This window comes from Rufibacter aurantiacus (genome assembly GCF_017916345.1).
Taxonomy (GTDB): domain Bacteria; phylum Bacteroidota; class Bacteroidia; order Cytophagales; family Hymenobacteraceae; genus Nibribacter; species Nibribacter roseolus.
The window spans coordinates 12,656-37,383 of sequence record NZ_JAFMSV010000002.1 but is presented as its reverse complement, the minus strand read 5'-3'; the positions used below and the strand labels follow the sequence as shown (position 1 = coordinate 37,383).

The window sequence follows — 24,728 nt, the reverse complement described above, 5'->3', positions numbered from 1 at the left end:
TCAAAAAGATATATGCAGCACGTATCTCCGATAAGAGAGCCCTTAGTAACCGGGGGTAAAACTTATGCAGACATCACGGAAGACGTATGTCGGCAGGTGGAAGCCAAGCCGAACATGCGTTGGATGGTGGCCCTGGGGGTTGCTCTGGTTTTCCTCGGCATCTTTATCTACTCTGTATACCGGACCTTATGGTTCGGTATTGGAGAGTGGGGTCTTAATAAAACAGTAGGTTGGGCATGGGATATCACCAACTTCGTGTGGTGGGTAGGTATTGGTCACGCCGGTACACTTATCTCCGCGATCTTGTTGTTGTTCCGCCAGAAATGGAGAACTTCCATCAACCGCGCCGCTGAGGCGATGACCATTTTCGCGGTAATCTGCGCGGCCATGTTCCCGGTTCTACACATGGGCCGTCCTTGGTTAGCTTACTGGGTATTGCCGCTTCCTAACACGTTTGGTTCCCTTTGGGTGAACTTCAACTCCCCGCTTCTTTGGGACGTGTTCGCGATTAGTACTTACTTCTCTGTATCCCTGGTATTCTGGTACATCGGTCTTATTCCTGACTTTGCCACCATTCGTGACAGAGCTACCGGACCAATCGCCCGCAGAGCTTACGCCTTGTTAAGTTTCAACTGGACAGGTTCTGCCAAACACTGGTCACGTTATGAGACTGTTTCCCTGATTCTGGCAGGTTTAGCAACGCCGCTGGTACTTTCGGTACACACCATCGTATCCATGGACTTTGCAACATCCGTTATACCAGGCTGGCACACCACAATCTTCCCTCCATACTTCGTGGCTGGTGCAATCTTCTCTGGTTTCGCAATGGTTTTGACCCTGATGATCATTACCCGCAAAACCTTCAAACTGGAAGACTACATCACCCTGGAGCACGTAGAGTCTATGAACAAAGTAATCACTTTGACAGGTTCTATTGTAGGGGTGGCGTATATCACTGAGTTCTTCATTGCCTGGTACTCTGGGGTGGAATACGAGCAATACGCTTTCATTAACCGTGCTACTGGTCCTTACTGGTGGGCTTACTGGTCAATGATGACTTGTAACGTAATCACGCCTCAGTTATTCTGGTTCCGCTCTATCCGCCGCAGCTTAACTGCTACGTTCATCATCTCTATCTTCGTAAACATAGGGATGTGGTTTGAGCGTTTCGTGATCATTGTAACGTCTCTGCACCGTGACTTCTTGCCTTCTAGCTGGGTAATGTTCTCCCCAACTTCAATTGATGTGGGAATCTATGTAGGTACGATAGGTTTGTTCTTTACCTTGTTCCTTCTTTTCGCCAAGTTCTTCCCAGTAGTGAACATGGCAGAGGTAAAATCAATTTTGAAATCGTCTACGGGGGTAAGCCACACCCACAACCCAGGCGCATCATTGCATGGCACAGCACCTAACAACTCTCACAAACATGACTAGTAAGAAATATATACTCGGGGTATTCAACGACGAGGATGTGCTGCTGAACGCCATTGAACAGACTCGGGCAGCAGGCACTAAGATCTACGATGTTTTCTCACCATACCCAATCCACGGAATTGACGATGTGTTAGGAATCCAGCGTTCAAGATTGCCGATTGTAGCCTTCTTCTGTGGCCTGTGCGGAACCTCTTTTGCGCTTTGGATGCAAATTTACATGCTTGGTTTTGACTGGCCAATGATCATCGGTGGTAAACCGCATATCGCCCTACCAAGCTTTATCCCGGTAACCTTTGAGTTAACCGTACTTTGCGCGGCCTTTGGGATGGTAATTACGTTCTTTATCATCAGCGGCCTGCGCCCAACCTTGAAGGTTCCTGTTCTGGATGTGCGTTCAACAGATGACAAATACGTGATGGCCATCGAATTGAAAGAAGGAACTGACATCAATAAGTTGAATGATCTTCTCCGTTCCCACGGAGCTATTGAAGTAAACGAGAAGGAGGTAGTTAAATAATGAACAATTTCTTTAGAACAGGGGCAAAGGCCTCCTTGATTCTTTTCTCTTCTGCTCTCCTTGCTTCTTGTGGCAGAAGTGATCAGGAACAAGCATTAGAATATGCGCCAGACATGTATTATCCGGTGGCATACGAACCATTGAAGCAGCTTGCTGATAACAAAAACGCTATCAACCCAGGTGGATTGAACATGCGGGTTCCTGCGGCCAATACTATTGCCAGAGGTAAACTTGGGCTTTACACCCATATTTCCAAAGACAGTGCAGAAGTAGCCGGACGTGAATTGGTAAACCCAATTGCCAGAACTACCCAGAACCTGGAAGAAGGAAAAGTACTTTACCTGCGTTTCTGTTCTCCCTGCCACGGCGAAACAGGACAGGGTGACGGATTGGTTGGAGCTAAATTCAAAGGGGTTCCAAATTATACTCAGGGACGTTACGCTACATTACCGGTAGGTCATATCTGGCACGTGATTACAAATGGCCGTGGACGTATGATGCCGCACGGTACACAAGTGAACGCGGAAGAGCGCTGGAAAATCTCCATGTATGTGCAACAGCTGCAGAAAGGCATCACAGATGCTAGTGGCGCTGATGCCGCTGACACCGGATCACAGTCAACAGATGCTCCGGCAGGCGCAAGTACAGATCAGAATACAAACCCAGTAACAGGTACTACAGCAGATCCAACCAAGGATACGCGTAACTAACCTTAAAGGTATTTTTAGAAATGATAACTGAAGAAAGACTAAACATCCCTGCAAGAGCCACCAAACGGTTCTTCTTCATGATCGCTATCGGGTTAATTCTCCTGGCAGTTGGTCTTGTCATTGCTGCTAACTCAAGTGGCGGACATGGAGAAGGACATGGAGAAGCTGCCGCTGCAGGGCATCATGCAGCTGGTTGGGGACAGCGTTTATTGGCTAACCTCTGGATGAACAATGTGTACTTTACGGGTATTTCCGTAGTGGGCATACTTTGGGTATCTATCCAGTATGTAGCTTATGCTGGATGGTCCGCATCCATCAAACGTATTCCTGAAGCCTTAGGTAGTTATATCCTGGTAGGTGGTATTGTAATGGTATTGGTATTCTTACTGCCCATTCTGTTCACCGGCCATAATACCTTATTCCACTGGACTGACCATTCTGTACATGAAGTGGGTAATCCAAACTATGACCCTATCATTGTAGGGAAGAGCGGATACCTGAATGTTACCTTCTACGTGATTAGAATGGTGGCTTACTTTACTTTATGGTTCCTGTTCTTCAAATGGTTGAGAAGAGAATCAATATCTGAAGATTTGAACGGCGGTCTTGACCATTACAACAAAAGCATCAGATTGGGTGCTACCTTCTTGGTGATCTTCGGGGTTACTTCCTCTATGTCTGCCTGGGACTGGGTGTTGTCAATTGACACGCACTGGTTCAGTACCATGTTCGGTTGGTACGTATTTGCCAGCTGGTGGGTATCTGGACTTGCTGCCATCACCCTTACCATTATCATCCTGAAGCAAATGGGTTACCTGACCATGGTAACTTCTAACCACCTGCATGATTTAGGTAAATTCATTTTTGGGTTCAGCATTTTCTGGACTTACATCTGGTTCTCCCAATTCATGCTGTACTGGTATGCCAACATCCCGGAAGAGGTTATCTACTTCCAGGAGCGATTGGGCGGTAACAACAACCACTATACTTGGATCTTCTTCTTCAACTTGTTAATAAACTTTGCGTTCCCTTTCCTTGTTCTTATGACAAGAGATGCAAAACGCCAGATGCTTATTTTGAAGATTGTATGTATTGCCATCCTGATTGGTCACTGGTTTGACTTCTACATGATGATCATGCCAGGTACTATGGGCGGCGAAAGTGGCTTTGGACTGATTGAAATTGGTACAGCATTGACTTTCTTAGGGATTTTCCTGCTCAGATACACAAAAGAGCTCAGCAAAGCTTCTTTGGTTCCTGTGAATCACCCCTTCCTGGAAGAAAGTGTTCACCATCACGTTTAAGACTTAATTTTAAAGACACGGATAATGATTACAATTGCAGTAGCACTATCAATCCTCCTTTTACTGGTCGTCCTTTATCTCTTATTCAGGATTCAGGTATTGGCTTCAATCTTTAAAGGAAGCTACAGACGTGATATAGGAACAAGCAACAAGGTAAATGCCGCTCTTTTACTGGTGTTCCTTTTTGTGATGGGAGCCCTTTTTGTATGGTCTTTTGCTTCTTCCAAAGAAGAAATGACTTTACCACTTGCCTCTGAGCACGGTATCGCCATTGACAGTATGTTCTGGCTTACCATGGCCATCATTGGCTTTGTATTTGTCCTGACCCACATCTTATTGTTTGTATACTCTTATAAGTATCAGCATCAAGACGGAAAGCGCGCTTACTACTATCCTCACAACAACAAAATTGAGATCATCTGGACTGTGATTCCTGCTGTGGTAATGGCACTCCTGGTGTTCTCAGGCTGGAAGACTTGGGCTAAAATCACCAGCCCTGCACCGGACAATGCAGTGGTAGTAGAGGTAATGGGTAAGCAGTTCAACTGGCTTATCCGCTACCCAGGCGCAGATAACAAACTTGGTCATGTGAAGCATACCTTGATTGATGCCACAAATGAATTTGGTATTGACCTGAATGACCAGAATGCCAAAGACGATTTCCCTGCTGAGCCAAGTGCTTTCCACGTACCCAAGGGTGTTCCCGTTCTCCTGAAAATCAGATCAAGAGATGTGATTCACAGTGTGTTCCTTCCTCACTTCCGGGTGAAGATGGATGCCGTACCAGGAATGCCAACTTCTTTCTGGTTTATCCCTACTAAAACTACTTCTGAAATGCAGTCTGAGACTGGTAATGCCAACTTTCAGTATGAATTGGCTTGTACAGAGGTTTGTGGACGTGGTCACTTTGCAATGAAAATGACCATGATTGTGGATGAGCCTGAAGACTATCAGAAGTGGGTGGCTGCCCAACAGCAAAAGACCTTCAGTGTGCAACTTCAAGCAGCTCCAGCTGACAGCACTGCTGCTGTAGCGCTTAATTCTTCTGAAGCCGCAGGTGCCGGAGCAACTGCATCAAAACAATAGTTATACTTTTTTAACAGTATTGTATGTCTAGTACGGATATTTCATTACATAAAGATGTGCACTTAGGGCACGATGATCATCATGATGACCATGACCATGATCAGAGTTTCATAGAGAAGTACATCTTCAGCCAGGACCATAAAGTTATCGCGAAGCAGTTCCTGTTTGCTGGTATCTTCTGGGCTGTGATTGGAGGTGTTCTCTCCAGCTTATTCCGGATGCAGTTAGGTTTCCCGGAGGCTACTTTCACCTTCCTTGAGCCAATTCTGGGCAAATGGGTAGATGGTGGTAAGCTGAACCCAGAGTTCTACCTGGCTTTGGTGACCATGCACGGAACCATCATGGTGTTCTTTGTACTGACGGCTGGTCTTTCTGGAACGTTCAGTAACTTCCTGATCCCGCTTCAGATTGGTGCGCGTGACATGGCTTCTGGTTTCATGAACATGCTATCTTTCTGGTTCTTCTTCCTGGCCAGTGTGATTATGTTCTACTCACTCTTCTTAGAGACCGGACCTGCCGCCGGTGGTTGGACAGTTTATCCACCGCTTAGCGCCTTGCCACAAGCAATCGCTGGTTCAGGTGCAGGTATGACCATGTGGTTGGTTAGTATGGCTTTGTTCATTGTATCTCAGTTGCTGGGTGGCGTGAACTACATTACTACCGTAATCAACATGCGTACCCGTGGCTTGTCTATGACTAAGCTGCCCTTGACCATCTGGGCGTTCTTCCTGACAGCAGTGTTGGGTCTGCTTGCCTTCCCGGTTCTTTTCTCTGCTGCCTTATTGTTGATCTTCGACCGTTCATTTGGTACCAGCTTCTTCTTGTCTGATATCTATGTAGCGGGCGAGGCTTTAACGCACACAGGTGGTAGCCCGGTATTGTTCCAGCACTTGTTCTGGTTCCTGGGTCACCCAGAGGTATACATCGTGATTCTGCCTACTTTTGGTATTGTATCTGAAATTATCGCCACCAACTCACGTAAACCTATTTTCGGTTACCGTGCCATGATTGGTTCAATGTTAGGTATTGCCCTGCTTTCTTTCGTGGTGTGGGCCCACCACATGTTCGTTTCAGGTATGAATCCGTTCCTGGGATCTGTGTTCATGTTCCTGACCCTGATCATTGCGGTTCCTTCTGCAGTGAAGGTGTTCAACTGGATTGCAACGCTGTGGAGAGGAAATATCAACTTCACTCCGGCTATGTTGTTCTCTGTGGCTTTCGTATCGCTCTTCATCTCAGGTGGGGTAACCGGTATCATCCTGGGTAACTCTGCGCTTGATATTCAATTGCACGATACCTATTTCGTAGTGGCTCACTTCCACTTGGTAATGGGTAGCGCGGCTTTCTTCGGGATGTTTGCGGGTGTTTACCACTGGTTCCCTAAGATGTTCGGTCGTATGATGGAGGAGAAACTGGGTTACCTGCATTTCTGGATCACATTCGCTTGCGTGTACCTGATCTTCATGCCGATGCACTACATTGGTATCGCTGGTTTCCCAAGAAGATACTACACCTGGACTGGTTTTGAGACCTTCAACAAGTTCATGGATATGAACACTTTCATTACCGTGGCTGCGATTGTAGCTTTCGTTGCTCAGTTCTTCTTCCTTTTCAACTTCATCTACAGCATCTTCAGAGGTAGAAGAGCAACAGAGAACCCTTGGAAATCAAATACCTTGGAGTGGACTACTCCGGTAAATCCGGGTCATGGCAACTGGCCAGGTCCGCTTCCGGTAGTTTACAGATGGCCTTATGACTATAGCAAGCCAGGTGCTCCTGAGGACTTCATTCCACAAAACGTACCTTTCTCTCAAACGCAGTCCTCAAACCTGCCGCACGAGAGAGACACTGAATAGTAACTAATGAAGGACGAATCTTTTATTATTAAAAGGTTTAAGCGTATAGGAGTACTCACTATTGCTTCTGTCTATATATTAATTTTAGTAGGGGGGATCGTTCGTAGCACGGGTTCCGGAATGGGTTGTCCAGACTGGCCGAAGTGCTTCGGATCGTGGGTCCCCCCCACTAATTTAGAGCAGTTACCTTCAGATTACCTGGAGGTGTATAAAGAGAAGCGAATCCAGAAGAATGAACGCATTGGCCGAGTTCTGCAAGGGTTAGGTTTCACCGAAGTTGCCCAGGAGATTTTCGCGCATCCGTCTCAGTACATTGAAACGGAGTTCAATGCCACCAAAACGTGGATTGAATATGTGAACAGGTTGGTAGGAGTAGTGATTGGGCTTTTGATTGTTTTAACAGTTCTTTATTCTTTTCCCTTTCTCAAAAGAGACCCTAGGGTTTTCTGGGGAGCAGTAGCCTCTTTATTCCTGGTTGTTTTTCAGGCATGGCTGGGTTCATTGGTGGTTTCCACCAACCTTTTACCCGAGATGGTCACCTTACACATGGCTTTGGCATTGGTAATGGTAGCCTTATTGATCTACATTGTCCTTAGGGTAGAGAGAGAAAAGCTGTTTGCTGATTTTGCCATCCCCTCCGGCAAGCTAAAGTTCTTATTGGTGGGAGTCTTATTGCTTACTTTCTTTCAGGTGATCCTGGGAACGCAGGTAAGGGAGCAAGTAGACCTGGTAGCCTTTGGCGCCAATAATCTGGGTAGGGAAACCTGGATTGAAAAGCTTGGTACCCAGTTCTATGTGCACCGTTCACTTTCAATCCTGTTGGTGGTCATGAATGTAGCGCTTTATATTTCAATGAAGAGGTTAGGCAATTCCAACCTGGTGTTTATTGCCAAAGCTATCCTGGTGGTTATTGCAGCGGAGATTCTGTTAGGGATCATTCTTGCTTATCTGGCCTTGCCGGCAATGGCGCAACCGCTTCATTTGCTCTTTGGGACTTTATTGTTCGGGCTGCAGTTTCTGCTGCTCATGATTTATTATTACGCACACAAACCAAATCAACCTTCACCCGAATTGGTGGCATAAACACGTTTATGTACGTACAAGACGTAACATCCAGTGCCCAGACATCATCGGCCATGAGTAAAGCAACCGCTTATTTTCAGCTTTTAAAGTTCCGGCTTTCAGCCACGGTAGCTTTCTCCAGTGCAATTGGTTTCCTGCTTGGCAGACCAAACGCTTCCTGGGTTGATACCGCTTTGGTGATGCTTGGTGGTTTATTAGTGACTGGTTCTGCCAACATCATTAACCAGGTTCTTGAAAAAGACCTGGACAAAATGATGAAGAGAACCGCCAAACGACCACTTCCAACAGGCGTGCTTTCAGTGCAGGAAGCTATCATATTCTGCGTTCTGCTTTGTCTGGCTGGAGTGGGACTGTTAGGATTATATTTCAATTGGCTGGCAGCAGCCTTGTCATTTCTGTCATTACTTCTTTACGGCTTCTTTTACACACCTTTGAAGAGAATTTCTCCTATCTGCGTGTTTGTTGGGGCCATACCAGGTGGTTTACCTCCTTTGATTGGTTGGGTAGCCGCTACTGGTTATATAGGAGTAGAGGCGTGGATTCTTTTCGGGATTCAGTTTATCTGGCAGTTCCCGCATTTCTGGGCCATTGCCTGGGTGCTGGATGACGATTACAAGAAAGCTGGGTTTAAGATGCTGCCCATGGCAGGGGGAAAGAACCTGAAGACGGCCATACAGATCATGATCTATACGTTACTGCTTATTCCGCTGGGGTTGTTGCCTATGCAGTTCGGGATGGCAGGGAAAACCTCCGCTTTTATTGCGGTGGTATGTGGTGTTTTGTTTTTAATGCAGACTTTCTATCTCATGCATACCTGCTCTAAACGGGCAGCCATGAACATCATGTTTGGTTCGTTCTTATACTTGCCAATTGTGCAGATTGCTTTTGTGGTAGATAGCTTATAAAAGAGTAAGTAATGATAATGAATCCAGAAATACAGGCAGAGCAAAGACGGGTGAACCCGTTGAAGTTCATGCTTATTTTATTGATCGTAAGCATTGTGATGATGTTTGCGGCTTTTACCAGTGCCTATATTGTGCGCCGGGAAGAAGGAAACTGGCTGGAGTTTGACCTTCCGGCTGTTTTGCTTATCAACACGGGAGTGCTTATCCTGAGCAGTATTTTCATGCAGTGGGCTTATGTCTCTGCTAAGAAAGATAACCTGAAGAACCTGAAGATTGCCTTGTTGCTGACGATAGTAGCTGGTACTGTTTTTCTAGTAGGCCAATGGCAGGGATGGGGCGAGTTAGTGCGTAATAACGTCTACTTTGGCGGAAGTACTTCTAACCCATCGGGCTCTTTTCTGTATGTATTAACCGGTGTTCACGCATTTCACCTGATCACGGGGTTAATTTTTCTAATTATTGTAGTAATTTCGGCACTCAAGTACAAAGTACATTCCAGAAACCTTAACCGTATTGAGCTGTGCACCATTTACTGGCACTTCTTAGGCGCTCTGTGGATCTACTTATACGTATTCCTAGTTTTGAACCATTAATAATTCTGTAACACATATGTCGCAAACAACAACCTTTGAGCAGCCTAACACTGGCACCTGGGATGGAGGGAACGAGCCTTTCAAGGTAAGTTATGGTAAACTGATGATGTGGTTTTTCCTCTTATCAGATGCCTTCACCTTTGCTGCTTTCTTAACTACCTACGGACTGGCCCGTCACCGGCACCAAGCCTACGAGGGTACGCATGAAGCATTCACTTTCTCAACCCAGTGGTGGCCAATCCCGGATAAAGTTTTCAATGCATTTCCTGGTTTCCATGGGGTAGACTGGCCATTGGCTTTCGTGGCCTTGATGACCATGATCCTGATTCTTTCCTCTGTTACCATGGTATTGGCCGTGGAAGCAGGTCACAGAATGGATAAAAACGATGTGCAGAAATGGTTGTTGTGGACTATCCTGTTCGGCTCCATGTTCTTGGGTTGCCAGGCTTGGGAGTGGTCTCACTTTATTGCAGGTACAGAGGAAGGCATGAAACTGGCCGATGGCAGCGTGATTCACGGTGCCAACCTGATCGTGAACCAATACGGACCGCCCTTATTTGCTGATTTGTTCTTCTTCATCACCGGTTTCCACGGAACCCACGTATTCTCTGGTGTGGTATTGCTGATCTTGATTTTCTTCAACACCGTGAATGGCGTATACCACAGAAGAGGACATTACGAGATGGTAGAGAAAGTAGGTCTTTACTGGCACTTTGTAGACTTGGTTTGGGTATTTGTGTTTACCTTCTTCTACTTAGTATAATTGTTGAATTGATTAAAACTGAATAGACATGGCATCGCATTCACACCATACCGACGAGTTTGCCCACACCGGCGAAATCCCAAAAGCGCAGACCAAAGTTATCTGGAAGACTTTCTTCATTCTAGTGGCGATAACCGCAGTTGAATTCGCTTTCGCTTTCTTCATGGATCCAGGCACTTTGCGTAACGCAATCTTCATTGGCCTTACCCTGTTCAAAGCATTTTACATTGTAGGTGAATTCATGCACTTGAAGCATGAAACCAAAGGCCTTATCTGGGCTGTTTTGGTGCCTACTGTTTTATTGGTTTGGTTACTGGTAGCCTTACTGGTAGAAGGTACTTTCTACGGAGAGTCAGTTTTCAATTACTTTAAATAATGAGTCCAAAAAAAGCCCTAGTATTGGGTACCCTACTGTTGGTACCCGTACTGGTGTTTTTATTCCTTAAAATGTTCGGAGTGAATAGATTTTCACTCCGAACTTATTTTCCGGCTACTGTAGATTCTACAATGGTAGATGGGCAGTGGCGCTATGATACCACCTACCACCGGGTACCAGACTTTCAACTCACCTCCCAAAGCGGTGCTTCCTTTTCCCAGAAAGACCTGGAAGGAAAAATCTACGTCGCAAATTTCTTCTCTACTTCTTGCCAAGGTCCTTGCAAACAGATGAGCACCCAGCTCTCCAGGGTTCAGGATGCCTTCAGGTTGCGGCCCGATGTAAGAATTGTTTCCTATTCCCAGCGGCCCCATGAAGACTCTCCCGGTGAGCTGAAGGAATATGCTTCCAGTTTCAGGGCTAATCCAGAGAAATGGATTTTTCTTACCGGCCAGGAAGGTCAGATTCAAGCCTTAGTTCAAAATGGTTTCCGTTTAATCTCCCCGCAAGATTCTGCTGCTGGAAACGTTATGGAAGAGCCTATCACCAAGTTTTTCCTGGTAGACAAGCAAAAACATGTAAGGGGGATCTATGACGGCACAGATGCCGCCGATGTAGACCGATTGATTACCGAAATTAACGTGCTCCTTTCTGAGTACAACCTAGAAAATGGAAAATAAAACCCTGGGTAACCCTAACGATACCCGCTACCTGATTATCATCTCCGTTCTTTCAGTTGTTGTTCCGCTGTTGGTGGCATTCCTGATGTTTATGCCGCAGTCTGGTAAGTTGGGGGACCTGGATGTTTCTTTTCTGCCCCAGTTGCACGCGGTCCTTAATTCGCTCACCGCAATTGCCTTGATAATTGGGTACTACCAGATCAAAAAGCAAAACCGCCGGCTGCATCGCTTTGCTATGGTTTGTGCTTTCATGCTGTCTGTTGTTTTCCTGGTTTCTTATGTGATCTACCATTACCAGGCGGCACCTACGCCTTACGGCGGGGAAGGAACCCTTAGAATGGTGTATTACTTCATCCTCATTACGCACATTGTTCTGGCAGCAGTGATTGTGCCTTTGGTGCTGCTATCAGTTTACTTTGCTTTGTCTGAGCAGTACGTGCGCCATCGCAAGGTTTCCCGCTGGACTTTCCCGTTGTGGCTGTATGTGGCTATTACCGGGGTGGTCGTTTATGTGATGATTTCGCCATATTATAGTTGAAACTTTACCGTGGCAAAGGTGTTCATATAAGTGAGAGATTGGTAGATAAAGATGAAAAAGAAACTTGTATTTTGGTTGGGTAGTTTATTCCTGGTAATGCTTCTGACTTTTCAGGCAGCACCGGTGCAGGCGCAATGTGCCATGTGTACCGCCTCGGTGGAGTCATCCAACAATGAGTCCGGAGACAGTATTGCCAATGGCCTGAACAAAGGCATTCTCTACCTAATGGCTGTTCCGTATGTGATTGCCGGTTGCGTAGGTTTCTTCTGGTATAAATACAGCCGCAAGAAATAGTGGGCGCCTGGGAGCACCTGAAGGCTGGTTTGGAGATGAAATGTCCCCGCTGCCACCAAGGACCTATGTTCTCCCATTCGGCGCTTAATCTCAGGAAATTTGACCAGATGCCTGAGAAATGCCCGGTTTGCGGCTTCCGTTATGAAGTGGAGCTGGGCTTTTACTGGGGTGCCATGTACATGAGCTACGGCCTTTCTGTTTTTATTGTGTTTCTGGTGGGTATTTCCCTTTACTTTCTGGCCAACGATCCGCCCACTTGGGTTTATCTCGCTACTGTGGCCTTCACCATCCTGGTTTTTACGCCCATCCTCTTCAGGTATGCACGGGTTATGATGCTCTACTTCTTCGGGAGCGTTTCCTTTGATCCTAAATACCGGCAATCCTAGGCATTTGCTTTAAAGCCATTATTCCATTCCTGTTTTTCTCTCCTTGTCAGGCTACCTTGAATAATCCTGTTTTAGGGCTGGTTTTGGGAAAACAGGCCCTAAACGATGGTTTCAAGCCAAACTCTTTACTTTTATGTTTACTGGCGGGGTTTTTGTGCGTATTATGGCTAAATTCGTAAAAAAACACCCTTGAAGTTCAGGTATACCCTTCCTCTACTTTTCTTACTTACATCCCTTTTGTTTGGGGGAGTTGCGGCCTTTTTGCAGGTGAGCATCCAGCGTGATTTATTGGAAGCTCCCGAGAAGCAGATGGTGGAAGAAGTGGAAGAGCGGTTGCATGGTTTGATGCAGGAGGCGGAGCAAGAGATGGCCGCCGTTTCCAACAGCCTGTCTCCTGATTCTGGCTTCTTTTCCAGAAATCTGCCCAAAACCAACATTCCGCTTTTTGTTTACCGCCAGAACAAACTCCAGTTCTGGTCTGAGCATTCCCTCCGGCCCGAACTGGACCCTAGGTACTTAACGAAAAGACAACAGGTTGTAGAAAACAGGTTCGGGAGGTTTATTGTGCTGCGCCAACAGCCCTCCAGGAACTATGCTGTTTTGGCTGTGATTCCGCTGGAGGTACGGTACGGGATCAGCAATGCCTATCTGCGCAGCGGACTTAATCCTCAGATTTTTGAAGACCACGTGGCGGCCATCCAGGTGGAAAGAGGCGGGGCGGCCATTCCTATTGCCGATGCGCGCGGTAATTATCTCTTCTCTCTCCAGGTGCTGGAACCAGGGCAATGGCTGCATGCCGGCAAGTTTACCTTAGGTTTGTATATCCTTTCCATTATAGCCGCGGTGCTTTGCCTTGTCACAGTTCACCAGAGGCTTAAAAAATCAGGGAGAAAGATCGCTGCTTTGTGGACCATGATCCTGGGGTTGCTGGTGCTCCGGGTCATTGTGCTATGGTCCCAATTCCCCAACAATGTGCAGGACCTGGAGTTGTTCAGTCCACGGGTTTATGCCGCCGCCTGGTGGTCACCTTCTTTGGGAGATCTTCTGCTGAACGAGATCTGTTTTCTTACTATCGCCCTGCTGGTGTACAGGTTTGGCCGGCCTGTCCATTTTGGGTCTGTTTTTCATAAAACTCCCCAAAAACAGCTGTGGAGCTGTATTGCCATTGGGGTGATTATAACCCTGGTGATCATTAGCTGGTACGAAACCTACCGCAGCCTTTTCGTGAACTCCCAGCCAAACCTAGACATCACCCAGAACATCCAGTTTGGGCCTGAGAAGCTGCTGTTGTACCTGGTGATGGTGCTCCATACGCTGGCTTTGAGCTGGATTCTGCGGCTGTTACTCAGCGCGTTGCCCTTTACCGCCGCCGGTAAAATGCCGTTTGCTTACACTTGGATCACGGTGTTGGTGCTGGCCTTGGGTTGGGCTTTCTGGCGCGATGCCCCCAGTGGCAACTGGATTGTCTTGTTCGCCAGTGCGGCTTTAGTGGGGTGGGAGCAATTGCACCAACGCCTGGGCCAGCGAGCCGGTATTTACTCCAGTATTTTCATGGTTAACATCCTCAGTGCTAGCCTAGGTGCCGCAGCTCTGTATGACCTCTATGCGGTGCAGCTCCGCGCCGATAAACAACGTCTGGCTTCTCAACTGCTCAAAGACCGTGACGATTTAACGGAATATCTGCTGGCTCAAGCGGCCCAGGACATAAGCAAGGATCCATTGATCCAGCACGTGTTCAACTCTCCGTGGGGCAAACTGAACATAGTGGATCAGAAAATTCGCCGTCATCATCTGCGTGCCATCACGGAGAACTACTCGGTGACGGTGCGCATGTTTGACTTCACCGGCGAAAGCTTTAATGATTTAGACAGCCTTTCCACTTTTGAAGCCTATGCCCAAAGATGGGGGCCCCGGTCTAAAAGCACGAACCAACGGGGGCAGCTATTGGTAGGCTCAGAAAGTGACCCTGGCCGGTTCACGTATTTGCAGGAGATCAAAGTGCCCGTTGATTTTCAGCAGTGGGTAACGTTGGTGCTGGAGGTGAGCCCAAAGATAACGGCACCCAACAGCGTTTTGCCAGAATTACTGGTAGAACGGAAAAGCTCCCAGGAAAACACTATTCCCTCCAGCAGCTATGCCCTCCGGAAAGGAAACCGGTGGCTGAAGACCGAAGGGTATTTTGAGTACAGCCAGCTGTTCTCGCCCAATCTCTTCAACATTCCGCAATTGTATACCCAAGGACTCAACATTGCGGATTACCACCACCTGGGTGCCCGCTCCAGCAGTGGTACTGTGGCTTTGGTGAGCACGCCGGCGTATGGGGCCCGGTCCTGGTTATCTAATTTTTCGTTCCTGTTCCTGCTGCATTCCTTCTCGCTGTTCTCGCTTTTGTTGCTGGTGATGCTTTACCGGGGCCATTTGCTGGATACCATTCTCTCTACCTTCGGGACCAAGATCCAGCTATTCCTGAACTTGGGGGTGTTGGTGCCTTTGGTGCTGGTGAGTATTACCATAGGAAGTCTGGTGACTAATTCTTACCGGCAGGATCTGATCAGGGGCTACACAGACCAAGGCGATTTTGTGCGGCAGAATATCCTTACGAGTAACTGGGGGCCTAACCTGTTCAAAGGCCGCGCCGATTCCCTGGCTCGCCGCATTAACCGGTTGGCCATGGTGGCCCAGGCTGAGCTGAACATCTACAATGCCGACGGTGAACTGCGGATATCCAGCCAGCCCGCTTTGTTTGAAGCCGGGGTGCTTTCCACCAGGCTCAACCCCAGGGCCTACGAGGTGCTCAAGGAGCAGGGTCTGAACCGGGTGTTACTGCAGGAAAAAGCCGGCACTTTGCCCTACAGCACCATCTACGTGCCCCTCAGAGATCGACCCACCAACAGCCCCGAGGGTTACCTGGCCATTCCGTTCTTTGATTCTGAAAAGGAACTGAACACCAAATTGATCCAGCTGATCACCACCATCCTGAACATCTTCACGGTGCTGTTCTTGCTATTCGTGCTCATGAGTTACGTGGCCACCCGCGCGCTTACGGTGCCTCTGCAATTATTGACCGAACGCCTAAAACGTACCTCGCTCACGGGCAGCAACGAGAAACTGGTGTACCAGTCCCGCGATGAGATTGGGTTGTTGGTGCATGAGTACAACCAGATGCTGCAGAAGCTGGAGGAAAGCAAGCGGGAACTGGCGCTGCGCGAGAAGGAAGCGGCTTGGAAAGAGATGGCCCGGCAGGTGGCCCACGAGATCAAGAATCCGCTCACGCCCATGAAGCTTTCGCTGCAGTACCTGCGCAAAGCCATGCAGGATGGGCGCAGCAACCTGGAGGAACTGGTGGAGAAAATCTCTAACACCATGATCACGCAGATTGATGTACTAAGCGACATCGCCACCTCGTTCTCCAACTTCACATCCATGCCCGATCTGAAACTGGAGACCCTGGAATTGAACGGACTGATCCGCAGAACTTCTGATTTGCATTTGAACCCGCAACAGCACCGGGTGGAAGTCGCGCTACCCCAGGAGCCGGTGTACGTGCGCGCCGATGAAAACCAACTTATCCGGATTTTCAACAACCTGCTTTTGAATGCCTTGCAGGCCGTGCCTTCTTCAGAAACCCCCGAGTTAAAAGTGACGCTGGAATTGGTGGATGCGCAGTGGGCTTTGGTGGCGGTGAAAGATAACGGCACCGGCATTCCGGTTGAAGTGCAACCCAAGATCTTCGTTCCCAATTTCAGTACCAAATACTCAGGCTCCGGCATTGGGCTGGCGGTGGTGAAAAAAGGGGTGGAGGCCATTGGCGGTTCCATTTGGTTTGAGACGCAGGAAAACGTGGGCACCACTTTCTTCCTGAAATTGCCGGTGGTGCAGCCATGAAGCCCTGGGGCGTCATACTCTTCCTGGTAACGGCACTTCTGTGGACAGGGCAAACCCAGGCGCAGGAGCTGACTAACCGCCGCTGCAAATGGGTGAAACTGCAGCCGGGCACTTTCCAGCTGGATTCTTTGACCGTGGCCGAGAACACCATCGAGATCCTGGACCGCCGCCAGATCAGGAAGCCGCTGGGGTTCCACTATGACCCGGTTACCAACCTGTTCCAGTTCATCGGCTTGCCCGCACCTGAGCCAGTTCCAAGCCTCAAACCCGATAGCATTGCCCGGGATAGCAGCGGGGCGTTTTCGGCCCGATTTTCCAAAAACGGCCCCAAAACAGATTCGGTGCTGGTTTGTTACCGGGTGCTGCCGCTCAATATCTCCAACCGCCGTTTCAAGCGCGACATCCGCACTTGGGATTCCACCTCCTTTGAGCGTTCCTACGTGTTTGACCAACCGGCTCCCCGCGAGGAGCTTTTCAAAACGCCGGGCCTGAACAAAACGGGTAGCATCTCGCGTGGCGTTTCGGTGGGCAATACCCAGAACGTATTCGTGAATTCGGCGCTGAACTTGCAGCTGGAAGGAAAACTCACCGATGAGATCAACATCACCGCCTCCATTACGGACCAGAACATCCCGTTCCAGCCTGAGGGGAATACCCAGCAATTGCAGGAGTTTGACCGGGTGTTCATCACGCTGCAGCACCGGCTTTGGACGGTGACCGGTGGCGATGTGGTGTTACGTAATCGTCCGCTGTCACATTTCCTGCGGTTCTACAAAAACGTGCAGGGTGGGGCTTTGGAGGTGAACCGAGGGAAACCCGGCTGGGAGAGTGCTACCTCAGTGGCGGCCTCGGTGGCCAAGGGGAAATTCGCCTCAGAGAACATCACACCCATTGAAAGCGTGCAGGGGCCTTACCGCCTGCGCGGACCAAACGGCGAGCGCTTCATCATTGTGCTGGCCAACTCAGAGCGGGTGTACCTGGACGGCAAGCTGCTGCAACGGGGCTTTGACTTTGATTATGTCATCGACTACAACCAGGCCGAGATCACCTTCACGCCCAAATGGGTCATTACCCGCAACTCTCGTATTCGCGTCGATTTTGAGTATTCAGACCTGAACTACACCCGCAGCGTGGTGCACGCCAGCCATTACCAGAAAATGGGCAAGTTCAACGTGTACGGCAACTTTTACAACGAGGCAGACAATCCTAACAGTCCGCTTACCTTGAACCTGAGTACCGATGAAAAGCGCCTGCTCTCGCAGATAGGCGACCGGCTGGACCTGGCGGCCGCTCCCAGCGGTGACTCCGTGCGCTTTGACCGAAACCAGGTGCTGTACCTGCGCAAAGACACCGTGACCGCCAGCGGCACCTATCCCATCTACCAATTCTCCACCGATTCAACCCAAGCCTACTACGCCGTGAGTTTCACCGAGGTGGCCACCGGAGGTAATTACGTGCTGCAGAACAATACCGTGAACGGCCGCGTGTTCCAGTGGGTGGAACCCGTGAACGGCGTGCCGCAGGGCCGCTACGAGCCCATCCGGATTCTGCCCACGCCCATCCAGAAACAGATGATGACCTTAGGCGGAACCTGGTCTTTGGACGAGAAAAGCAGCGTTTTCCTGGAAGTGGCCGGCTCTAAAAACGACCTCAACCGCTACTCCAACCTGGACTCCCAGGATGACCAGGGCAAAGCCATTAGGGTGGGCTATCAGCTGAATGACCGCAACGTCAAGTTCCTGGGCGACTACAAGCTGCGCAGCGCGATGACCTATGAGTACACCGATCCTAACTTCACGCCCATAGACCGCTACCGCGACATTGAGTTTGACCGCGACTGGAGCAGTCCCACCAACACCACCCTGGCGCGGCAATCCCGGATTGAGGACCATATTTTTACCTTCTCGGTGGGAGGGGTAAAAGACGCTCTGCACTTTATCAATTACCGTATCAGCCGGAGGTTGCGCCCTACGGAGGTAGATGGCACGCAGCACTACGTGGAGATGACGCAGAAACTGAAAGGGCTGGAGTTGCGCGGCAATTTCTTTATGTTGAAGAATGAGCAAACGGAGAGTACCTCTAACTGGGTGCGCGGTGAGATTGGCGTGCAGTACCCGACCAAGTTCTTCACCCCGGGCTACGTTTACCGCTTCGATAAAAACCGCATCACCTCAAAATCCAACGAAGCGCTGCTGGGCTCCGCAAACTACTTTGATGACCACCTTTTCTTCGTGGAAAGCCGCGATACCGCCAATTTCAAGTACCGGGTTGAGTACAGCCGCCGGGTAGACTTCAGGCCGGAAAACGGAGAACTGGGCAATAAACAGACGGCCAACACCTTCAATTTCAGCACCAGTACCGTCATCAAAAAGAATCAGCAGATCACCGCTTTGATCACGTTGCGCAACCTGCAGGCGCGGGACAGTCTCCGCGAGACCACCGTGCTCTCCAAGATCAACTGGACCGGCGATTTCCTGGACCGCCACCTGCGCTCCGAGATGACCTACGCCATTGGCACAGGTCGCGAGCTGAAACGGCAGTACCTGTTTGTGGAGACCATTCCCGGGCAGGGAACCCACTTCTTTGAAGACCTGAACCAGGATGGCCGCCAGGATTTGAACGAGTTTTTTGAATCGCAGCCCTCAGACCCGCCGTACCGCCGGAACTTCATCCGGCTGTTCATTCCCACGGATGAATACGTGATCGCGTACACAAACAACTTCACTTACCGCCTCAACAGCAGTTTGCCCCGCGATTGGCAGAATTCAGAGATCAAATGGAAACGAATCCTGGCCAAGTTCTCGGCGCTTTCTTTTGTGACGATTGACAAGCGCACCACCGATGATAACCTGCGCAGCCGCTTCAACCCGTTCAGCCTGAACTTCGCGGATACCAGTCTACTTTCCCTGAACCGCTCGTACCGCAACACGCTTTACTTCAACCGAAGCAACCCTAAATATGGGGTGGAGTGGACGTTCCAGCAGGGGCTGCAGAAAATCCTGCTTACCAACGGCACCGATGCCCGCAACAACACCACCCAGCAGGTGCTGGTGCGCGTGAACCTGACCGAGGTGTTTTCAAGCCAATTAAACGTAACCAGGGCCAAACGGGAAAGCGCCTCCAATTACCTTACCACTAAGAATTTCCTTATCCGGTCCTGGGAAGCCATGCCGGAACTCTCTTACCAGCCCAACCCCACGATCCGGTTCACCGGCACTTACCAGTGGATGAACAAAGCCAATGAGCAGGGCGCGCAGGAAAGGGCCCAGTTCCATGAATTGGGCACAGAAACTCGCCTGAGCCAGGTAGGGAAACGGACGGTAACGGGAATTGTGAAGTACATCAAGATCAACTACACCGGGCTGGAAACATCGCCGGTAGCGTTTGAGATGCTCAACGGTTTCAGGGCCGGCAATAACCTCACCTGGAACCTGGCCCTGCAGCAACGCCTCAGCAGCGGCCTCAACATCACCCTGGACTACGACGGCCGCAAACCCCAGGGCATCCGCACCATACACACCGGCCGCATGCAGGTATCGGTGCTCTTTTAGAATGAGTGATTGAATGAATGAGAGATTGAGTGAATTTTAGAGGAGTGAAGGAGAGAATGTTTTAGGGCTGTTTTCATGAAAACAAGCCGAGAATAGCTACCTACTCTCTCAAACACTCATTCTCTCAATCAAAATTAAGTCGTGGTGTAGTGGCGTCGGAGCCAGGCGCTGATACCGCTGAGGCCGGGAAAAAGGACGCGCTCGGTGATGTTAGCCTGGTCCAGTTTGTCTCTGATTTCCCATTTCAGTTTGGCCGGGATAATGAGCCGGTAATAGAGTTCGGGGTGGTCCAGGAGCCAGTCGCAGAGCATGGCGTCTGGCAAGGACATCATGGAGAACAGCGCGTACTGGTGCACGATGCGTTCATCCAGGGAAGGCGGCTCCATGAACAACACGAACGGTTTTTCCTGGAATTCGCCCAGGCTGTTTAGCGAGGTGGCAATAGGCTCCAGCACCTCGGGGGTGAACACATTGGAGCCTTCCTTCCGGATCACCTGCTGCAGTTTCTCGGGCAGGTAATCAGTGGATTTGACATAATTCACGCACCAGATCACGCCGTCTTCATGGAAGTTGTTGAGGTCTGAGGTGGCAAAGTGCAGCGCCACGTACGGTGAGTAGGTCCAGTCCATGAGGCGGGTGGGCAGACCGTGGTGTTGGGCCACCGCAAGCCAGTTCCAAAAAGACTCGCCGATTCCCATGGTAGTGCCGCGGGAGTATTTGCGGAAGTTTCGGAGCAGGTGGGGCTCCAATTTAGGGTAGTCCCCCCCGATGCGCATAAGGCTGGTTTTGAGATTATATCTCTTGTTCCAGAGGCCCCGGAAAACGTAGGGCGAGCGGTATCGGTTAAGTTTATCGTCCCAAGAATCGCGAAAAAGCTCTCGCTGCAGTTCTTCCCAAGTCTCTATGCGTAAATCATTGGGCATCGCCAAAGAATCAGATGAAGCTTCTTCACTCATGTCGTTTTCTACGATGGAGTAGGCCATAGGAGTTCGGCTGCTAAAACAGATTAAGAGTTAATTCAAATGCTTTTGGTATTTATACGCAAGGAGGAATTGGGGTTACTGTGCTGAAGTTAATGAAAAGAACGGTCTGTTTACAGACTGTTTTTGGGAAATCAGCTTTAAAACAGAAGAGCAGACTTTTATGTCTGCTCTTCTGTTTTCTCAGTAGTATTTACCTGGGATAAGGTAATTCTGCACATAATCCTGGATGCCCTGTTCCAGCGTATGGAACGGTTTGTCATACCCAATGCCTTTTAGTTTAGCCATGTTGGCCTGGGTGTAGTATTGATATTTATCGCGGATGTCCTCGGGGGTGTCTTTGAAATCAATGTTGATATCAGCGCCCATGGAGGTGAAGGTGTTGAAGGCCAGGTCCAGAAAAGTGCGGGCCTCACCGCTGCCCAGGTTATAGATCCCAGAGTTCTTGCGGTGGTGCATAAGCCAGTACATCACGTCTACCACGTCTTTCACATACACGAAATCACGCATCTGCTTGCCGTCTTCGTAGTCTGGGTTATGCGACCGGAACAAGGTAAGGCGGCCGGTATCTTTAATGGAATTGAAAGCGTGCATCACCACCGAGGCCATTCTGCCTTTGTGGTACTCGTTGGGTCCGTAGACGTTGAAGAACTTCAGGCCCGCCCAGAAGAACGGCTTGGCGGTTTGCTCCAGCGCCCAGATATCGAAGTCGTTCTTAGATTCGCCGTAGGCGTTGAGTGGCCGAAGCAGGGAAATAATGGATTCCTCATCGTCATAGCCCAGGGTACCGGAGCCGTACGTGGCCGCCGAGGAAGCGTATACCAGCGGAATCTGGTACTCGCAGCAGGCGTTCCACATTTTTTTGGAGTAGTCCAGGTTCAGGAGATTGAGTACCTCCAGGTTTGTTTCGGTGGTATCGGTGCGGGCACCCAGGTGGAAGATGAACTCCACGTCCTCATAATGCTTGTCCAGCCAAATGAAGAAATCGTGGCGGTCCACAAATTCCTTTATCTTTTTGCCTTCAACGTTAGGCAGCTTTTTCGCCACGGAAAAGTTGTCTACCACCACTATGTCATTGAAATTGGCGGCATTGAGACGCGAAACAAGGCAACTGGCTATAAAACCGGCCGCTCCGGTGACTACTATCATGTATACAGGGGTTAAGTTGTGTGCAAAGCTACCCAAAGGTACGAAAGTTTTGAACTGTGGGCCGTGCTGATGTTAGGCCCGGCTTAAGCATGAGATTTCTGTTTTAAGCCAAATTCCTAGAAAACAGCCCTGAAACAACGTCTATGTGAATAGGCTGATTTTCATTTGAAGGATCTTTCTAAAAAAACGGTTGGGAAACGACAAGGGAAGGTGGGAGGCCGCGCTGTTTATGCTTCGGGCAAATGCTGTATCTTTGGCCCAGTCTCCTAGAATCTGTTCTTCGTGAAACAAACCAACTTTCTGTTTTCCATGTCCACCCTGCGGCTTTTCATGGGGCTTGGTTGCCTGCTATTTTTCTTCTCCTGCGATTCCAGAAAGGCAGCCGCCCCATCCACTGCTGAGTTCCATACCGTTACAGATGACCTGGGTCGAAAGGTAAAACTGCCGGTAGAACCACGCCGCATCATAGCCTTGGCCCCGTCTATGACCGAGATGCTTTTCGCCGTCGCTGATACCGCCACCATTGTGGGCCGTACCCAGAACTGCGATTATCCTGCGGCCGCGCTTACCAAACCTGTGGTGAACAACTATCCCATGGATTATGAGAAGCTGCTCTCCCTAAAACCCGAGGTGGTGTTTGCCACCGAAGGCATTATCTCCATGGAAGTGGCGGCGCAGGTGCAGAAGATGGGCATCCCTATTTATTTCCAGGCCTACGATAGCGTCACCGATATTCTGCATGGCATCAGAAACCTGGGATTTCTCTTGAACCGCCGGGAAAAGGGCCAGGCAGTGGCAGATTCCCTCCAGACCCGGTTAAACCAACTGGCCGCTGATTCTACCCGCGGCACCAAACCAAGAGTATTAGCCATTACCTGGAAAGACCCCATCTATGTGTACGGCCGCAACACCCTATTCACCGATAAACTCCGCTACGCCGGCGGACAGAACGCCGTCACCGATGTATTCGCCCAGCCTTACCCGGCGCTCACCCGCGAGTATATCCTTAAGATGAACCCAGATGTGATCATCGGGGGGAGTTTTGACCAGATGGAAAAGACGTTCTTCTCTTTGTACCCCGAGCTGCGCCGCATCAAGGCCTACCAGCAGAAAAGGATTTATGACGTAACCGATGACCTCATGTCCCGGCCCAGTCCGCGCGTGGTAGAAGGCATTGCTGAGCTTAAAGCCGTGCTAAGGTGAGAAAGGCCCTGCCCATATTGCTGGGATTACTGGTGCTGCTGACTCTGGGGCTTTTCCTGGGGCTCAAGGTGGGGAGCTTAGATACCTCCTATGTTACCGTTTTAGAGGCGATTTTTGAATATGATGCCCAAAACGCCACGCATTACAGCATTATCCATCTGCGGCTGCCTCGTTTGCTGCTGGCTTTTCTCACCGGGGCCTCGCTGGCTTTCTCTGGTTACCTTATGCAGGCTTTGGTGAATAACGCCCTGGCAGATCCTTACCTGTTAGGTACGGCCTCTGGTGCTTCACTAGGCGCTTCTTTCAGTTTCTTTCTTCTCACTGATCTCACTTTTATGGGCCTGTACCTGCCGCCGTTCTTTGCTTTGGTGGGTTCCTTTGCAGTGACGTTGGTGGTTGTGTTATTGGGCTCTCGGAGAGGTCAGTTGGTGCCAAGTCAGATGCTGTTGGTGGGAGTGGCCCTCAGTTCTCTGCTTACTGCGCTGGTCAGCCTCATTATGTTTTTGTCAGATTCAGAAAGCCAGTTGAAATCGGTGGTTTTCTGGAGCATGGGCGGTTTCGAGAAGGCAGACTGGTCTAACTTGGGTTATCCGGCGGTAGCGTTGGCGGCAGGGTTAGTGCTGTTTTTCTTTCTACAGCGGCATCTGAGCGTGCTACTGTTGGGCGCTGACCGCGCGGAGACTTTAGGAGTGGATGTGCGGCTCATCCGGTGGATTATGCTTGGGGCGGTTTCGGTGGTGACGGGGTTTGCGGTGGCGTTCTCGGGGCCGGTGGGGTTTGTGGGGCTCATGGTGCCGCACATCACGCGCGCGCTGCTGGGTACTACCAACCGGTTCAACTTGATTGCCTGCGCCCTGGCCGGAGGTTTGTTTCTGGTGGTCTGTGATTTGATTTCCAGGTGGATTTATCCGCCGGCCGGCATGCCAGTTGGTATCGTAACTTCCTTCTTTGGTGTGCCTTTCTTCGTATATTTGCTGCGGAGAAAGAATTACCGATTCAGTTAATGGTATACGTAAGCAGATTAGAGCATTTCAACGCGGCACACAAGCTGCACAACCCCAATTGGTCGCTGGCAAAAAACAAAGAAGTCTTTGGGCCTTGCGCAAACACCAACTGGCACGGGCACAACTATGAACTGATAGTAACGGTGAAGGGAAAGCCAGATCCTGATACAGGATTCGTGATTGATTTAAAGAAACTGAGTACTCTTATAAGAGAGCACATCATCAAGAAAGTGGACCATAAGAACCTGAACATGGACGTGGCGTTCATGGAAGGCAAACTGGCCAGCACAGAAAACCTGGTCATTGAATTCTGGAACATCCTCAATCCCCTAATCCCTCGTATATCATCCAGTGCGCAACTACACAGCTTAAAGCTGTATGAGACCCCTCGTAACTTTGTGGAATATTTTGGAGAATAACTAACGATCAAA

At 49.6% G+C, this 24,728-nt stretch carries 22 protein-coding genes; 20 read left to right on the top strand and 2 right to left on the bottom strand.

Going from position 1 to position 24,728, the window contains the following annotated elements; all coding sequences use genetic code 11:
• Window positions 1-12 precede the first annotated feature (12 nt).
• From nrfD to J3P34_RS05600, 17 genes are all read left to right on the top strand, one after another.
• Window positions 13-1,434 carry an NrfD/PsrC family molybdoenzyme membrane anchor subunit gene (gene nrfD, locus J3P34_RS05680; protein ID WP_210463980.1) on the top strand — a complete coding sequence of 474 codons (1,422 nt, stop codon included), beginning with the start codon at window positions 13-15 and terminating at the stop codon, window positions 1,432-1,434.
• Window positions 1,427-1,951 carry a DUF3341 domain-containing protein gene (locus J3P34_RS05675; protein WP_210463981.1) on the top strand — a complete coding sequence of 175 codons (525 nt, stop codon included), beginning with the start codon at window positions 1,427-1,429 and terminating at the stop codon, window positions 1,949-1,951. Before nrfD ends, J3P34_RS05675 begins: the two co-directional genes overlap by 8 nt.
• Window positions 1,951-2,661 carry a c-type cytochrome gene (locus J3P34_RS05670; protein ID WP_210463982.1) on the top strand — a complete coding sequence of 237 codons (711 nt, stop codon included), beginning with the start codon at window positions 1,951-1,953 and terminating at the stop codon, window positions 2,659-2,661. The genes J3P34_RS05675 and J3P34_RS05670 overlap by 1 nt, the downstream gene beginning before the upstream one ends.
• 20 nt (window positions 2,662-2,681) lie before the next feature.
• Entirely contained in the window at window positions 2,682-3,965 is a 1,284-nt protein-coding gene (locus J3P34_RS05665) for a quinol:cytochrome C oxidoreductase (protein ID WP_246850045.1), read from the top strand.
• Window positions 3,966-3,989: 24 nt separating this feature from the next.
• A complete protein-coding gene (locus tag J3P34_RS05660) occupies window positions 3,990-5,051 on the top strand; it encodes a cytochrome c oxidase subunit II (protein WP_210463983.1) in 1,062 nt (353 codons plus the stop codon).
• A gap of 23 nt (window positions 5,052-5,074) precedes the next feature.
• Window positions 5,075-6,907, top strand: coding sequence for a cytochrome c oxidase subunit I (locus J3P34_RS05655; RefSeq protein ID WP_210486961.1), 1,833 nt, complete (start codon window positions 5,075-5,077; stop codon window positions 6,905-6,907).
• 6 nt (window positions 6,908-6,913) lie between these two features.
• The gene (locus J3P34_RS05650) at window positions 6,914-7,990 is read left to right on the top strand and encodes a COX15/CtaA family protein (protein WP_210486959.1); all 1,077 of its coding nucleotides are present in this window, start codon (window positions 6,914-6,916) and stop codon (window positions 7,988-7,990) included.
• 8 nt (window positions 7,991-7,998) lie between these two features.
• The gene (gene cyoE, locus J3P34_RS05645; RefSeq protein WP_246853575.1) at window positions 7,999-8,895 is read left to right on the top strand and encodes a heme o synthase; all 897 of its coding nucleotides are present in this window, start codon (window positions 7,999-8,001) and stop codon (window positions 8,893-8,895) included.
• A 17-nt stretch (window positions 8,896-8,912) separates the two neighbouring features.
• Window positions 8,913-9,488: a cytochrome c oxidase subunit 3 gene (locus J3P34_RS05640; RefSeq protein ID WP_210486957.1), complete on the top strand. Its 576-nt coding sequence runs from the start codon at window positions 8,913-8,915 to the stop codon at window positions 9,486-9,488.
• Window positions 9,489-9,504: 16 nt separating this feature from the next.
• Window positions 9,505-10,251 (top strand): cytochrome c oxidase subunit 3, encoded by a 747-nt coding sequence (locus tag J3P34_RS05635; protein ID WP_210486955.1) that lies wholly within the window; start codon window positions 9,505-9,507, stop codon window positions 10,249-10,251.
• A 28-nt stretch (window positions 10,252-10,279) separates the two neighbouring features.
• Complete coding sequence (locus J3P34_RS05630) at window positions 10,280-10,627, top strand: cytochrome C oxidase subunit IV family protein (protein ID WP_210486953.1); 348 nt, start codon at window positions 10,280-10,282, stop codon at window positions 10,625-10,627.
• Window positions 10,628-10,707: 80 nt separating this feature from the next.
• Window positions 10,708-11,307, top strand: coding sequence for an SCO family protein (locus tag J3P34_RS05625; protein WP_210486951.1), 600 nt, complete (start codon window positions 10,708-10,710; stop codon window positions 11,305-11,307).
• Window positions 11,297-11,845: a DUF420 domain-containing protein gene (locus J3P34_RS05620; protein WP_210486949.1), complete on the top strand. Its 549-nt coding sequence runs from the start codon at window positions 11,297-11,299 to the stop codon at window positions 11,843-11,845. Before J3P34_RS05625 ends, J3P34_RS05620 begins: the two co-directional genes overlap by 11 nt.
• 96 nt (window positions 11,846-11,941) lie before the next feature.
• A complete protein-coding gene (locus J3P34_RS05615) occupies window positions 11,942-12,139 on the top strand; it encodes a hypothetical protein (protein ID WP_246853574.1) in 198 nt (65 codons plus the stop codon).
• 65 nt (window positions 12,140-12,204) lie between these two features.
• Window positions 12,205-12,525: a DUF983 domain-containing protein gene (locus J3P34_RS05610; protein WP_246853573.1), complete on the top strand. Its 321-nt coding sequence runs from the start codon at window positions 12,205-12,207 to the stop codon at window positions 12,523-12,525.
• Between the two features lie 237 nt (window positions 12,526-12,762).
• The gene (locus J3P34_RS05605) at window positions 12,763-16,410 is read left to right on the top strand and encodes a sensor histidine kinase (protein ID WP_210486945.1); all 3,648 of its coding nucleotides are present in this window, start codon (window positions 12,763-12,765) and stop codon (window positions 16,408-16,410) included.
• A complete protein-coding gene (locus J3P34_RS05600) occupies window positions 16,407-19,961 on the top strand; it encodes a hypothetical protein (RefSeq protein ID WP_210486944.1) in 3,555 nt (1,184 codons plus the stop codon). The genes J3P34_RS05605 and J3P34_RS05600 overlap by 4 nt, the downstream gene beginning before the upstream one ends.
• Before the next feature lie 134 nt (window positions 19,962-20,095).
• Here the strand turns inward: J3P34_RS05600 and J3P34_RS05595 are convergent, their stop codons facing one another.
• Window positions 20,096-20,944, bottom strand: coding sequence for an FRG domain-containing protein (locus tag J3P34_RS05595; RefSeq protein ID WP_246853572.1), 849 nt, complete (start codon window positions 20,942-20,944; stop codon window positions 20,096-20,098).
• 180 nt (window positions 20,945-21,124) lie between these two features.
• Window positions 21,125-22,090: an ADP-glyceromanno-heptose 6-epimerase gene (rfaD, locus tag J3P34_RS05590; RefSeq protein ID WP_210486942.1), complete on the bottom strand. Its 966-nt coding sequence runs from the start codon at window positions 22,088-22,090 to the stop codon at window positions 21,125-21,127.
• Between the two features lie 282 nt (window positions 22,091-22,372).
• On the opposite strand from rfaD, the gene J3P34_RS05585 reads away from it, so the two are divergent.
• Genes J3P34_RS05585 through J3P34_RS05575 form a run of 3 tightly spaced genes read left to right on the top strand, consistent with a single transcriptional unit; the run spans window position 22,373 to window position 24,716 of the window.
• Window positions 22,373-23,293, top strand: a complete 921-nt coding sequence (locus J3P34_RS05585; protein ID WP_345890337.1) for an ABC transporter substrate-binding protein — start codon at window positions 22,373-22,375, stop codon at window positions 23,291-23,293.
• On the top strand, window positions 23,290-24,297 hold the full coding sequence (locus J3P34_RS05580) for a FecCD family ABC transporter permease (RefSeq protein WP_210486941.1): 1,008 nt from the start codon (window positions 23,290-23,292) through the stop codon (window positions 24,295-24,297). The genes J3P34_RS05585 and J3P34_RS05580 overlap by 4 nt, the downstream gene beginning before the upstream one ends.
• A complete protein-coding gene (locus tag J3P34_RS05575; RefSeq protein ID WP_210463997.1) occupies window positions 24,297-24,716 on the top strand; it encodes a 6-pyruvoyl trahydropterin synthase family protein in 420 nt (139 codons plus the stop codon). Before J3P34_RS05580 ends, J3P34_RS05575 begins: the two co-directional genes overlap by 1 nt.
• The last annotated feature ends 12 nt before the right edge of the window (window positions 24,717-24,728 follow it).